Consider the following 12,563-nt stretch of genomic DNA (forward strand, 5'->3'; position numbering starts at 1 on the left):
CCAGCGGAAGGGGCTATGTCTCGCCCCGGGAACCGTGGGTCCCGCCGAACAACGGCGCCATGGCGCGCCAGCGGGCAATCTCGCAGCCATCGGTGCGCCGGAAGGTCACGTTGACCGGGCGGCCATTGATCGACCCGGACACCACTGCAACCTGCGGCCCGCCGTATTGCTGCGTGCACAGCTTCGGGGGCCCCGGCTGGGGAAAGAAGATGTCCTTCCCGAAGCGTTCAACGGCCGCCAGCGCGGCTACCGGATCAGGCAGCGTGCAGCCACCCGCGACCTGGCCGTCCCGGGCGACCAGCCGGAACTCGTGCTCGGGGGCAGCCGTGTCCTCCCGAAGCCTGATGGTCAGGTCGAGTTCGTTCATGCCGGACTCTCCGAGTGCAGCGGGGCCAGCTCCCTTGCCAGCCGTTCACGGAGCTCGGCGGCCTCGGCCGCGAAGGCACGCTGGTGCTCAACGTAGGTGGCCTTGCCGTCCGGGTTTTCGATCCTGATGGCAGGGTAGCCCCACTCCGCAAGGTCATATGGTGAGGCCTGCATATCCATGGCCCTGATCCGCCAGGAAAGCTCAAAGCAGTCCATCACCAGTTCGCTGGGCAGCGCGGGCAGCAGTTTGTAGGCCCACTTATAGAGGTCCATGTTGGCGTGGAGGCAGCCCGGCTGTTCCATGTCACGCTGGTTCTCCCGGCTGGGTGCCATTTCATTGCGCGGGATGGCATCCGGTGTATAGAACCGGAACGCGTCGAAGTGCGAGCACCGGATCCGGTTCTCCTCCACCACCTTGTCCGTCCCGGCCGGGCCCAGCCTCAGCTGCAGGTACTCGTGGCGCAGGTCGAACTTGTCCTGGCGGTACACCATGGCCCATTCGTGCAGCCCGAAGCAGCCGAACTGGGCGGGACGGGCCGCTGTTCCGCGCAGGATGATTTCGGCGAAGGTGACGGCTTCACGGCGGTCGGCCAGGAAGGCGCGGCGGTCAAAGGTGACCGCCCCGGTTCCCGCCGGCAGCCCAAGGGAGGCGAGCTCGCCGTCGTCGAGCGTTCTGTAGTGCTTCCAGCCGCTGCGGGCGGTGGCCTGTTCGCCGGTCAGTACGACGCCGGCTCCCGGGTGCCAGCGCAGCAGCTGGCCTGGTTTTTGGGTGTAGTAGGTGAAGAGGAAGTCCTCAACGGGGTGCTTGCGGCCTGCGGAGCGGCGGGCCAGGTAGGGGTCGGCGTAACGGCGGACGCGCTGGACATGCGCGGCTTCGCGCGCCCTGCAGTCGTCGGCCGCCGGCAGGTTAAGCTGCTCCACCGCTGGAACCCAGGATGGTCTGGGCGGCATTCCAGGCACTGATTTCGCAGCCGTTGGTCCGGGCGAAGGTGACATCCACCGGTGTCTCATCCACTATCCCGGTGACGGTTGCCTCCTGCGGCCCGCCGTATTGTTCGGTGCACGCCTGGGCGGTGTTTTTCGTGGACGGGCTCAGGACTGACGGGTTGTCCTTAAGGGCCGCGCAGGCCGCGTCCGCCGCCGGGTGCTTGCTTTCCGCCGACGGCACGCCGCCCTGGCACACGAGCGTGTAGTTGACCGCCGGTTCGGTGTCGGAAGGCTTGACCATGATGGACAGTTCCGCGTTACCTGCGCCAGGGCCGGCCGGGAGTCCGGACGGCGCTGACGGTGCGGGCGCCGGGACCGATGTTTCGGTGTCGGGGGCGGGTGCGGCCGACTGCGTGGACGGGCCCGATGAAGTGGCGGAAGGTCCGGACGATGTGGGCTGGCCGGATCCCGTTCCTGCCGAACAGGCCGACATCAGGCCTGCTGACACTGCCACGGCCAACACCTGGATCAGCAATTTACGCACGCGCCCGGCCTCCTCGGATTGCTCCCATTCTACTGCCGGGTCTGCTGGTGCCCAGCTCCGGAGCCTGTGGCCCCGCCGGTCGCGGCGATCAGTCCCATCATGGCGCCATGCAGCCCGGCCACCTGGTCCCGGGTCAGGCCCAGGCGCTCCATCATGGTGCCGGGGACCGCCAGCGCCTGTTGCCGAAGTTCCACACCCGCCGGAGTGAGTTCCACGGCGAGGGCCCGTTCATTTCCGTCCACCCGGCGCCGCGTCAGAAGTCCCGCTGCTTCAAGGCGCCGGAGGAGCGGGGAGATGGTGGCGGGCTCCTGGGCGAGTGCCTCGCTGATATTCCGTACGGTGCGGGGGCTCTCTTCCCACAGGCACAGCATCACCAGGTACTGAGGGTGGGTCAGCCCCAGCTTTTCCAGGACCGGTTTGTAGGCGCCCACCACACTCCTGGACGCCACAGTCAGGGCGAAGCAGAGCTGGTGTTCCAGGAGCAGGTCGTCCTGTGCGGGCGATGCCGGGGTCACGCTGGTGGTCATCACTACCCTCCAATAGTTAGTGCACTAATTATTAGCGTACACTGGACTGACAATCAGGGTTCTGTCGAAGGAGTCACCTCAGTGGTCAAGGACAACGCGTCACAGCGATTCATGCGGGCAACCGGCAAGCTCCGGGCCATCTTCGGCCCCGCCAACCGCAGCTCCCTGGTGCATGACATGACCGAAGAGAACCGCAGGCTCCTGGCCCAGCGTGAGGCGGAGAGCCAGCAGTGGGAGACGTTGCAACGCCCTGATGGCAGCACCTATGTTGTCCCCAAGAACCCGGACGACAAGTCCCTGCGCTGAACACTGGCCGCCCCTGTCCCGGGGCCTTTTTGTCCCTCCGGGCGTAAAATAAGGGCACTGCCCTCCAGGTGAGGGACAGTGGACTTTCGCCCGGGATGTGGGAAGGGGGTGGAGAATATGGCACATGCACTCACCCGCTTTATGAACGTGACTGACCGGCTCCGTTTCGTCTTTGGGCCGGCGACCCGCCTGGACTCGGACGCGCCGGTAGTTCACAAACACGATGCGTTTGAGCAGGCCTCCGATGAGGATCTTTCGCACTTCGAAGTGGAAACGGATTCAGAAGGACACCACTACGCTGTCCGGCGTGAAGACATGAATAAATGAGCCGTACGGATATTAAACAGAGGAGCCGCTCCGCACGTTCTGTGCGGGGCGGCTCCTCATATTAAGCGCGTGGCGCCTCTGGCCGGTGCTTAGCGCCCGGTGCCGCCGTAGACCGTGGCTTCGTTGTCGCTGTCCAGGTCGAAGGCCTTGTGGATGGCGCGAACGGCGTCGTCCAGCAGGTCTGCGTGCGTGACCACGGAGATGCGGATCTCCGAGGTGGAGATCATGTTGATGTTGATTCCGGCGGCAGAGAGCGCCTTGAAGAAGGTTGCGGAAACGCCGGGGTGTGAACGCATGCCGGCGCCGATCAGGGACAGCTTGCCGATCTGTTCGTTGTATTCGATGTTTTCGAAGCCGATTTCGGGCTGGGCTGCCTTGAGTGCGGCGAGGGCGTCTGCGCCTTCGACGATGGGCAATGTGAAGGAGATGTCCGTGCGGCCGGTGCCGTGCGTTGAGACGTTCTGGACGATCATGTCGATGTTGGAGTGGGCATCGGCGATGACCTGGAAGATCGCGGCGGCCTTGCCAGGGATGTCCGGAACGCCCACCACGGTGACTTTGGCTTCGGAACGGTCGTGCGCAACGCCGGAGATGATTGGCTGCTCCAAGGCAACTCCCTCTTGAGTGGTGATCTTGTCTTCGGCGCTGGGGATGACCCAGGTGCCTTCGTTCTGGCTGAATGAGGACCTGACGTGCAGGGGCACGCCAAACCTGCGGGCGTATTCGACGCAGCGCAGGTGCAGGATCTTGGCGCCGGAGGCCGCCAGTTCCAGCATTTCCTCGCTGGAGATCGTGTCGATTTTCTGGGCTGAAGGCACCACGCGCGGGTCGGCGGTGTAGATGCCGTCCACGTCCGTGTAGATCTCGCAGACGTCGGCTTCGAGCGCCGCGGCAAGGGCCACAGCCGTGGTGTCCGAGCCGCCGCGGCCCAGGGTAGTGATCTCGTTGGTGGTCCGGCTCATGCCCTGGAAGCCGGCCACAATGGCGATGTGTCCCTTGTCCAGGGACGTGCGGATGCGGTGGGGGTCGACGTCGATGATCCGGGCCTTGCCGTGGATCCCGTCGGTGATCATGCCGGCCTGGGACCCGGTGAAGGACTGGGCCGAGGCGCCGTACTTGTTGATGGCCATCGCCAGCAGCGCCATGGAGATGCGTTCGCCGGCGGAGAGGAGCATGTCCATCTCGCGGGCGGGGGCGGAATCGGTGACCTGGCCGGCGAGGTCCAGCAGTTCGTCGGTGGTGTCGCCCATGGCCGAGACCACCACAACCACCTCGTTGCCGGCGCGCTGTGCGTCCACGACGCGCCTGGCGACGCGCTTGATGCCCTCGGCGTCCGCCACGGAGGAACCGCCGAACTTCTGGACGATCAGCTGCTTGGTGACGGCACCGCCGTCGGGCCGCTCCTGCGGCCGGGCTGCGGTGTGCACTTCGGTAGTGGGCGTACTCATGGCGCGTACCTTCACTGAATCAATCGGATTTCTGGCGGCCAGGCGGCCTTGCGGCGCGACGGCGTGACTTGTTCAGCCCAGTTTATCGCCGCTGCCGCCCGGCGTTGAATTGTGACCGAATCTCAGCCTTGGGGTGGACCCCGGACGCAACACTGCGGGCGTACGCTCAGATAGTCAGTATGCATGCAGAGACTTGGGGGACAGGTGCGCAGGAAATGGCGATAGAAGAGGATTCAGCCGGAGGCCCGGCACTGCCGGAAGAGCTGCCAGAGGGTGGCATCACGGCCACCGGCGTGAGCCGGAAGTTCGGGCAGGTCCACGCCGTCGAGCACATGGATTTCCACGCGCCGGCAGGCAAAGTGACCGCGCTGATCGGACCCAATGGGGCCGGAAAAACCACGCTGCTGCTGATGTTGGCATCCCTGCTGGCGCCGGACTCCGGCACCGTCAGCGTGGGTGGCCTCGATCCGCAGCACAACCGTGCAGCGGTGCGCAGCAGGATCGGCTGGATGCCTGACACGTTGGGCGTGTGGGAGTCCCTGACGGCGCGCGAGATCCTGACGCAGATGGCACGCTTCTACCGCCTTCCCGCTGCCGGGATTGGTCCGCGGGTTGCGGAGATGCTGGACCGGGTCCGGCTGTCCGACCTCGCCGACCAGCCCGCCCGCGTGCTGTCCCGCGGCCAGCAGCAGCGGCTCAGCCTGGCCCGCGCCCTCATCCACGACCCCTCTGTGCTGCTCCTCGATGAGCCCGCGTCCGGCCTCGATCCGGGGTCCCGGGTTGAGCTGCGGATCATGCTGCGGGAGCTGGCGAAGGAAGGGAAGGCCGTGGTGGTCTCCTCGCACGTCCTGAGCGAACTGGATGAAATCGCCGACGGCGCCGTCTTCGTTAACAAGGGCCGCACCGTCAGGCAGCAAACTACGGAAGAAGCCCACGCAGCTGGCCGGCGGTATGCCATCTCGGCCACCGACGGCGGCGCGCTTGCCGCCAAGCTTACGGAGCTGGGTCTGGCCTTCCGGCACGAGGACGGCCGCCGTCCGGCCGTGAGCCTGATGCTGTTCAACGACGACGACGCCGCGCGGCTCCTGCGGGACCTCGTGCTCGCCGGCGTCCCGGTCAGCTCCTTCGCGCCCGCCTCGGGTGCCCTGGAAGAGACTTACATGAACCTCGAGGGGGAGCGGCGATGAGCCAGGTGACGGACACACAGCAGCGCGCGGCCCGTCCCGGCAGGGCGGGCGGCTACGCCGCCGGAATCAAGGACGTAGTGGTCCTCGAACTGAAGCAGCGACTCCGGTCCCGCGGCTGGTACATCATGCTGGCCATCTGGTTCCTCCTCACCGGCCTGGTGACGTGGCTGACATGGGCCAGCTGGAACGCCTCGCAGGCGGCGCAGCGTGCCTATTCAGACTTCACGCCGGCGCAAACGGGCCCGGGGTCCATGATCTTTGAAGTGGTCCTGGCCTTCGTCCTGCTGTTCGCGCTGCTGGTGGCTCCGGCCCTGTCCGCCAACGCCGTCAACGGTGACCGCGCAGGAGGAACCCTGGCCATCCTGCAGGTGACGCTGCTGCAGCCCGGCCAGATCCTCTGGGGCAAGTTCTTTGCCGCGTGGTTCGCGGCCCTGGCCTTCCTCGTTGCCAGCACGCCGTTCCTGGTCATCGGCGTGGCGCTCGGGGGCATGACACCCGGGCACGTCATCGTAGCGCTGCTGATGCTCGCTGTGGAGGTCGGGGTCGTCTGCGCCGTAGGCGTCGGGATTTCGGCGCTGGCGGGACGGCCGTTGTTCTCCATCGTGGTCACGTACCTGGCGGTCGCGGGACTGGTGATCGGCACACTTATCGCCTTCGGGCTGGGCACGGGACTCACCCAGGGGACCATCAAGGCCAACCAGCCGACCTACCGCGAATACCAGCCGCTCAGCAATGGGCCGGTGGAACCGGAATACACCTGCTCCGGGCCGCTGCGGGAGCAGCCGGCCCCGCGTACCGAGCGGGTGGCCTGGTTCCTTGCAATGAACCCGTACGTGGTGGTGGCCGACGCCATTCCCTATCCCGAACGGACGGATCCGCAGGGCTTTGCGTCGGTGGGGGCGATCGAGAACATCAGCCAGGGTGCGCGGTACGCCATGGCGGGTCCGGAAGGCACGTATCCGTGCGCCAACGGCGAGGCCAAGCCACGGTACCTGGCCCAGGAAACGCCGCTGTGGCCGCTGGGACTTGGACTGCAGTTGGTGCTTGCCGGGCTGCTGATGTGGCTGGGCTGGCGTTCGCTGCGCACGCCGGCGCACAGGCTGGCGTCGGGAACCCGCATAGCCTAGTTGCGCCTCTGGACAGGCCCTGCCCGGTGGATCAGGATGGGATGAACCGGCGAATCCGCCGGTGACCGCGGGGCTGGGGCTGTCCATGGAGCGGGGGCTTGCACTGTGGCCGAAGGTGAACGCCAGGACGAGGGCCGGCGCGGCGACGACCCCGTTTACGAGGCCATCGGTCCGGGCTGGAACAGCGGAACGCAGGAAATGCAGGACGACGCCGGCTGGGCGCCACGTCCGGCGAGCCCGGTGCGGGTTGCACTCGCCGCGGTGGCAGGGGACGTGCTGGCATCCGTCCGGACCCTGCGGTTCTGGCTTGTGGCAGCGGCCGTGCCGCTGGCTACTTGTCTTTTCGCGGTGGCCCTCGTGGGGGTGGCCGCGCCGTACGAAATGCAACCGGAAGAGGCCCGGTGGTTGGGCTATATGCTCGCTGCTGCCATGATGCCCGCGTCCTCGGCACTCCTTGCCATGCATTGGGGACTCCTGGGACGCCGGCGGCTGTCCGCACGCAATCCGCCAGCGGGTCTGGACCCAGGCCCGCTGGCCCCCTTCCTTGCCGTGGCCGCGCGTGGGCTTGTGGTGGCTGTGATGGCCCTGATCCTGTTGGTGCTGCAGGCCGGCCTTGCGGGGGTGTCGGCTGCCGGCACTGCAGGTGCTTCCGCGGGGGTCGTCGTCCTGGAGTTCGCCATCTTTGGGGCTGTCGGCGCGGGCGTGTCCGCGCTGCTCCGCCGCCGATTGTGGTCGTCCATACTTGGCTGGACCGTGGCCGGCATCCTTGTGGTGGGGAATGCCGTGGCAGTTTGGGCGTTGATGCCTGCGGTGCGCGCGGACGAGCCCGTGGCTGTTGCCATGAATATTGTCTGGGGGCCCGGCCACACGCGGGTTGCTTATGAGTGCTCGCCCGAACTCGTGGGCCTTGTCGAAGTTTTTCACACGGAACGTATTGTCTGGCTGGTGGCAGCGAACCCCGTGGTGATGTTTGCGATGCTGGCCTCCGGCGGGGAGCCGGGCGAAGAGGCCCTCGGCTGGATGCCCGGTGCCCTCCAGGAAGCTGCGGACGGCACACAGGTTCCCTGTGTCAACGCCGAGCCACGCACGAAGGACGCCCTCCGGATGCCGTTGGAAGTGACCGGGCTGGCAACACAGGGTGTCCTGGCGGGCGGATTCCTTGCCGGCGGACAGCTGGCCGCCCGGCGCAGGTCCGGTTCAGGCGGTTGACGGGCGCGGACTGTCCAGATGGAACATCAGCATCGGGTACCCCTTGCCGGTTGAGTCCGGGCCCGTCGGGGCCGCCGCGTCCGGCTTGAATCCCAGGCTCCGGAGGAGCCTGATGGACGGAGTGTTCGGCTCATAGGCCCGCGCGACGATCGTGCTGATCCCGCGCTCCGCGAACAGCCAATTGACCAGGGCCGCGGCAGCCTCGCGTCCGTATCCGTGGTGATGGTGATCGGGATGAAGGATATAGCCTAATGCGGCGTGCTGGAAAGGATGCTTTCCAGCAGAAAGCACACCGGCAGCGTCCAGAACCGTGCTGTTCCATGTTCTGGCGTCGCCGACGACTTCTCCCGTTGTCCGCAGGGTAATGGCCCAGCCGACATTGAACCATTGGCTCGTGGACGCCGTGCGCAGGGCCAGTACCTCCTCCAGCCGCTCGCGGTTTGCCTCCGCAGTGAGGGGACCGTGAGACAGGTATCGCGTGGCCACGGGGTCGCCCCGGAAGCCGTGGATGGCAGCCTCGTCACGCATTTCAACCGGCCGCAAAGTGAGCCGCCCGGTGACCAGCGGGATAATCTCTTCCGGAGTCATGGCTTGCCTGATCCTTAGGTGAGCGCGTTGCGGCGGCCCTCGAAGGCGCGCCCCAGCGTGACTTCGTCCGCGTATTCCAAGTCGCCGCCCACGGGCAGTCCGGAGGCCAGCCGGGTAACCACAATACCGATGGACTTCAGCATCCGGGCCAGGTACGTGGCCGTTGCCTCACCTTCCAGGTTGGGGTCGGTGGCGATGATGACTTCCTGGATGGCGCCGTCGTTCAGCCGGGTCAGCAGCTCCCTGATCCGCAGCTGTTCAGGGCCGACACCGGCAATGGGATTGATGGCCCCGCCCAGCACGTGGTAGCGGCCGCGGAAGGATCGGGTGCGTTCCACGGCGAGGACGTCCTTGGACTCTTCAACCACGCAGATCACGGAGGGATCGCGCCGGGTGTCCCGGCAGATGTTGCAGAGCTCCTGCTCGGTCACGTTGCCGCAGACCGTGCAGAATTTCACGCGCTCCTTCACCGTGGTGATGGCTTCCACCAGGCGTTTCATGTCCTGGGGGTCGGCTTCAAGGATGTGGAACGCCAGCCGCTGCGCGGACTTGGGCCCCACACCGGGAAGGCGTCCGAGCTCGTCAATCAGCTCCTGGACCGCACCTTCGTACACGTTTCCCTCTTTAGCTTGGCTTGGATGTTGGGCGAATCAGTGGTTCCCGCTGCCGGGCGAACAGGCGTGTGGCCGTCAGTAGCGTGGAGGCAGCGGGCTGCCATCCAGGGAGCGCTCCTCGATGAGCTTTCCACCCAGAATACGCTCGATGGCGGCGCGCCCGAAGACGCCCGATTCCTCGATGGTTTCGTCATCCGCGCTGGGGATATCCTGCACGTCCGGCACGGCTGCAGCGACAGCCCGTGAAGGCGCCTTGGCCCGCCCGGCCTCTGCCTCCGGGCTGTTGGACAGCCGCTGGTAGAGGCTCTGCCGTGCTGCCGCCGCCTCAGGGGAGGTTGCGGGGGACGGCTGCGGAGGCGCGGCTTGGGGGGCCGACGCGGCCATTGCATACTCCCTCACCGGTGCCGCCACAGGTTCAGGGGCGGGGCTTTCCGGGGATGATGGCCTCCCAAATTCAGCTGACCCTGGCGAAGATGGGGCAGTTACCGGTCCAGCCACTGGAAGTCCCCAGGGATCCACTGATTCCGGCGGCTCCGGGGCAGCTGAGGGCTGCGGGGCCACAGGCTGGGGAACTGCAGCAGCCTGGGGAACCTGCGCCGTCGCGGGTTCGTAGTGCGGAGCCTGGGCTGCAGCGGCGGACGTGCCGTCCGGCTCGGACGAAGTCTGGCTCTTCCCAAGGTTGGTCTCAGTGCCGACGACCCACACGCCCGGTGCCTGTTCCACGGCGCGGGTCCATGGATCATGCGGGGCAGCTTCTGCGGCCGCAGTGATGCCGCCGGCCGCCGCGCCTGCCTTTTTGGTTTTGGGGGCACGCTTTCCGGCCGGAAGGTCGCTGCCCTTTGGGCCCGCGGCGGGTACCGGAGCTGCCGGCGTGCGCTGCGGTTCCGGCGGGGCAGAGGGATCCCAGTCCATGGGAGGTTCCTCGTCCAGCGGCGGGGCGTCCTCGTCGCGGGGCGGGCCCCAATCGTCGTCGGAGTATGCGTAGGTGCCGGCTGTGTCGGCCTCCTGCACTGGCGACGTGGAGGGACCCGGGCCGGGCGCCTGAAGGGATGACTGAACGGACGCTGGGGCGGCGGCCTGGGCGGGGGCAGGCGCTTGGTCAGCTTCTGCGGGAGCGGCGAACTGGGCCGTGGAACCAGGGGCCGTGGGCGCAGGAACTGTTGGTGCCGGAACCGTGGAAGCAGGGGCCGTGGGCGCCTGGACGGCGGGTGCGGCGGGTGCCGCGGTTGCGAGCGGGGCGGCGGTGTCCGGTGGAGAGTCGGTGCTGTGCTGTGTGGGGGCAGCGCCAGCGGGGGCGAGTCCCCAGGCGACGTCGGCGGACGTCGGCGGGGCTACCCGGCTAGCGGGTGCTTTTGGGTTTGGCTCAGAGCTCGCTGGGCTGCTGTTCCCACTGTTGCTGCCCCCGGCGACGGCCGTGATCTGGCAGTCGATGCCCACCGTTTTGTGGATCGCCTGGCGCAGGTTTTCTGAGTGGTCGGCACGGCCGAAGGCTCCGGCCAGTCCCGACGTGCTGAAGGCGAGGGTGAGTCCCTGGCCGTCGAAAGCTGCAACCTGGGCGTTGGGCTCCACCAGCGCCCACGTGCTGCGCTTGATCTTGGACAGCGTCTGCAGGATTTCCGGCCACGCGCGGCGAAGAACTTCGACGTCGCCTCCGGGGCCCGCAGCGGCCGCGGAGGCTGTGGGGACAGCCGGGGTGCGGATTTCCGGAACCGGCGCAGCGGCCGGAGACCCCTTCACGGGGGCCGCTTGTGCCGGCGAAGCCTGTGAAGGTGATGCGTGTGCGGGAGATTCCTGCGCCGGGGCCCGGCGCACGTCGGCGGCAGGGCCGACCCCAGCTCCGGCGGTGGTCCGTCCGCCCGCGGGTTCGTCCACCGGCCAGTCGCTGGTGCTGACCCGGGGTGCTGTCAGGGGCTGGCGGGCTTCGGCCGGCTGTGGCTGCTGCACCTGCTCCCGCAGCGGGGCTTCCTGCGAAGCAGGGGCGGCCGGCGTGGCTTCCGCCGCCCGGGCGGCGGCTGGTGTTGCCGGTGCAGGCGTCTGAGGTGCAGGCGTCTGAGATTCAGCGGCCGCCGGCGGCCGCACCGGTGAAGCAGGGGCTATTGGTTCCGGGGCGTTTCGCTCCGGAGCAGCTCCAGCAACCGACACCCTGGAACCCTCGGGGGCGGGAGCGCCGACGTCGTTCCCGGCGTAGTTCAGACGCCGCTCCACGCGGTCGATCCGGGCCGCGATGCCGCGTTCGGTCTGTTCGGAACTGGGGAGCAGGATGCGCGCGCACAGCAGTTCGAGGTGGAGCCGCGGGGACGTGGCGCCGGTCATTTCGGTCAGCGCAGTATTGGTGACATCCGCGGCGCGGGAGAGTTCAGCGGCGCCCAGGTTGTGCGCCTGGTTCTGGAGGCGTGCGATCTGGTCCGCGGGCATGCCGCGCAGGATGGTCTGGGCGCTTTCGGGCATGGCCTGGACAATGATGAGGTCGCGGAAACGCTCCAGCAGGTCCTCGACGAAGCGGCGCGGATCGTGGCCGGTCTGGATGACGCGGTCCACGGCACGGAAAACTGTGGCGGCGTCGGACGCGGCCACGGCCTCGACGACGTCGTCCAGCAAGGACGCATGCGTGTAGCCCAGCAGGGCGACGGCGAGTTCATAGTCCAGGCCGTTCTGCCCGGCTCCGGCCATCAGCTGGTCCAGTACTGACAGGGAGTCGCGGACCGAGCCCGCACCCGCGCGGATCACCAGGGACAGGACACCCGGGGCCACCGGAACGTTCTCCTGCCGGCACAGCAGTTCCAGGTACGCCATGAGCGGCTCTGGCGGGACCAGCCGGAACGGATAGTGGTGCGTGCGGGACCGGATGGTGCCGATGACTTTGTCCGGCTCCGTGGTGGCGAAGATAAACTTGATGTGTTCCGGCGGCTCCTCCACGATCTTGAGCAGGGCGTTAAAGCCCGCCGAGGTGACCATGTGGGCCTCGTCGATGATGAAGATCTTGTAGCGGTCGCGGACCGGAGCGTACGTTGCCCGCTCGCGGAGATCGCGGGCGTCGTCCACGCCGCCGTGGCTGGCGGCGTCGATCTCAATGACGTCCAGGGATCCGGAGCCGCCGCGGGCCAGTTCAATGCAGCTGGGGCAGACGCCGCAGGGCGTGTCGGTGGGGCCCTGCGCACAGTTGAGGCAGCGGGCGAGGATGCGGGCGGACGTGGTCTTGCCGCAGCCGCGGGGGCCGGAGAAGAGATAGGCGTGGTTGACCCGGTTTTTCCGCAGGGCCGTCATCAGCGGCTCGGTGACATGTTCCTGCCCGATAACGTCTGCGAAGGAATCCGGACGGTATCTGCGGTAAAGGGCGGTTGTAACAGTCACAGAGAAAACCCTACCAATCCGGGCTGACAGTCTGCCGCCCTG

At 67.4% G+C, this 12,563-nt stretch carries 13 protein-coding genes; 5 read left to right on the forward strand and 8 right to left on the reverse strand.

Going from position 1 to position 12,563, the window contains the following annotated elements:
* Positions 1-13: 13 nt before the first annotated feature.
* From ABV518_RS11730 to ABV518_RS11745, 4 genes are read right to left on the reverse strand one after another with little or no spacing between them, the layout of a single operon-like run.
* The gene (locus ABV518_RS11730) at positions 14-367 is read right to left on the reverse strand and encodes a serine protease inhibitor (RefSeq protein WP_367767258.1); all 354 of its coding nucleotides are present in this window, start codon (positions 365-367) and stop codon (positions 14-16) included.
* Positions 364-1,317 carry a 3-methyladenine DNA glycosylase gene (locus tag ABV518_RS11735; RefSeq protein WP_367767259.1) on the reverse strand — a complete coding sequence of 318 codons (954 nt, stop codon included), beginning with the start codon at positions 1,315-1,317 and terminating at the stop codon, positions 364-366. The genes ABV518_RS11730 and ABV518_RS11735 overlap by 4 nt, the downstream gene beginning before the upstream one ends.
* Positions 1,274-1,837: an SSI family serine proteinase inhibitor gene (locus ABV518_RS11740; protein WP_367767260.1), complete on the reverse strand. Its 564-nt coding sequence runs from the start codon at positions 1,835-1,837 to the stop codon at positions 1,274-1,276. The genes ABV518_RS11735 and ABV518_RS11740 overlap by 44 nt, the downstream gene beginning before the upstream one ends.
* A 29-nt stretch (positions 1,838-1,866) precedes the next feature.
* The gene (locus ABV518_RS11745; RefSeq protein WP_367767261.1) at positions 1,867-2,364 is read right to left on the reverse strand and encodes a MarR family winged helix-turn-helix transcriptional regulator; all 498 of its coding nucleotides are present in this window, start codon (positions 2,362-2,364) and stop codon (positions 1,867-1,869) included.
* Between the two features lie 81 nt (positions 2,365-2,445).
* Here ABV518_RS11745 and ABV518_RS11750 point away from each other — a divergent pair, with 81 nt between their 5' ends.
* Entirely contained in the window at positions 2,446-2,670 is a 225-nt protein-coding gene (locus ABV518_RS11750; RefSeq protein ID WP_367767262.1) for a hypothetical protein, read from the forward strand.
* 117 nt (positions 2,671-2,787) lie between these two features.
* On the forward strand, positions 2,788-2,997 hold the full coding sequence (locus ABV518_RS11755) for a hypothetical protein (RefSeq protein ID WP_367767263.1): 210 nt from the start codon (positions 2,788-2,790) through the stop codon (positions 2,995-2,997).
* A gap of 89 nt (positions 2,998-3,086) precedes the next feature.
* On the opposite strand, the gene ABV518_RS11760 is transcribed toward ABV518_RS11755, so the two are convergent.
* The gene (locus ABV518_RS11760; protein ID WP_131133482.1) at positions 3,087-4,445 is read right to left on the reverse strand and encodes an aspartate kinase; all 1,359 of its coding nucleotides are present in this window, start codon (positions 4,443-4,445) and stop codon (positions 3,087-3,089) included.
* A gap of 215 nt (positions 4,446-4,660) precedes the next feature.
* Here ABV518_RS11760 and ABV518_RS11765 point away from each other — a divergent pair, with 215 nt between their 5' ends.
* From ABV518_RS11765 to ABV518_RS11775, 3 genes are all read left to right on the forward strand, one after another.
* Positions 4,661-5,632, forward strand: coding sequence for an ABC transporter ATP-binding protein (locus ABV518_RS11765; protein WP_367767264.1), 972 nt, complete (start codon positions 4,661-4,663; stop codon positions 5,630-5,632).
* Entirely contained in the window at positions 5,629-6,759 is a 1,131-nt protein-coding gene (locus ABV518_RS11770; protein WP_367767265.1) for an ABC transporter permease, read from the forward strand. The genes ABV518_RS11765 and ABV518_RS11770 overlap by 4 nt, the downstream gene beginning before the upstream one ends.
* A 105-nt stretch (positions 6,760-6,864) precedes the next feature.
* Positions 6,865-7,968 carry a hypothetical protein gene (locus tag ABV518_RS11775; protein WP_367767266.1) on the forward strand — a complete coding sequence of 368 codons (1,104 nt, stop codon included), beginning with the start codon at positions 6,865-6,867 and terminating at the stop codon, positions 7,966-7,968.
* Here ABV518_RS11775 and ABV518_RS11780 read toward each other — a convergent pair.
* The 3 genes from ABV518_RS11780 to ABV518_RS11790 all read right to left on the reverse strand — a co-directional run bounded on the left by ABV518_RS11780 (position 7,957) and on the right by ABV518_RS11790 (position 12,521).
* Positions 7,957-8,556 (reverse strand): GNAT family N-acetyltransferase, encoded by a 600-nt coding sequence (locus tag ABV518_RS11780; RefSeq protein ID WP_367767267.1) that lies wholly within the window; start codon positions 8,554-8,556, stop codon positions 7,957-7,959. The two genes, ABV518_RS11775 and ABV518_RS11780, sit on opposite strands and share 12 nt — an antisense overlap.
* A 14-nt stretch (positions 8,557-8,570) precedes the next feature.
* A complete protein-coding gene (gene recR / locus ABV518_RS11785) occupies positions 8,571-9,170 on the reverse strand; it encodes a recombination mediator RecR (protein WP_131133485.1) in 600 nt (199 codons plus the stop codon).
* A 75-nt stretch (positions 9,171-9,245) separates the two neighbouring features.
* A complete protein-coding gene (locus tag ABV518_RS11790; RefSeq protein WP_367767268.1) occupies positions 9,246-12,521 on the reverse strand; it encodes a DNA polymerase III subunit gamma and tau in 3,276 nt (1,091 codons plus the stop codon).
* Between the last annotated feature and the right edge of the window lie 42 nt (positions 12,522-12,563).

Source organism: Arthrobacter sp. HS15c (assembly GCF_040812005.1).
Lineage (GTDB): Bacteria > Actinomycetota > Actinomycetes > Actinomycetales > Micrococcaceae > Arthrobacter.

Coding starts and splice junctions, on each gene's coding strand:
- ABV518_RS11730 (WP_367767258.1), bottom strand. CDS start 367: ATGAACGAACTCGACCTGACCATCAGGCTTCGGGAGGACACGGCTGCC.
- ABV518_RS11745 (WP_367767261.1), bottom strand. CDS start 2,364: ATGACCACCAGCGTGACCCCGGCATCGCCCGCACAGGACGACCTGCTC.
- ABV518_RS11755 (WP_367767263.1), top strand. CDS start 2,788: ATGGCACATGCACTCACCCGCTTTATGAACGTGACTGACCGGCTCCGT.
- ABV518_RS11765 (WP_367767264.1), top strand. CDS start 4,661: ATGGCGATAGAAGAGGATTCAGCCGGAGGCCCGGCACTGCCGGAAGAG.
- ABV518_RS11770 (WP_367767265.1), top strand. CDS start 5,629: ATGAGCCAGGTGACGGACACACAGCAGCGCGCGGCCCGTCCCGGCAGG.
- ABV518_RS11780 (WP_367767267.1), bottom strand. CDS start 8,556: ATGACTCCGGAAGAGATTATCCCGCTGGTCACCGGGCGGCTCACTTTG.
- ABV518_RS11760 (WP_131133482.1), bottom strand. CDS start 4,445: ATGAGTACGCCCACTACCGAAGTGCACACCGCAGCCCGGCCGCAGGAG.
- ABV518_RS11735 (WP_367767259.1), bottom strand. CDS start 1,317: ATGCCGCCCAGACCATCCTGGGTTCCAGCGGTGGAGCAGCTTAACCTG.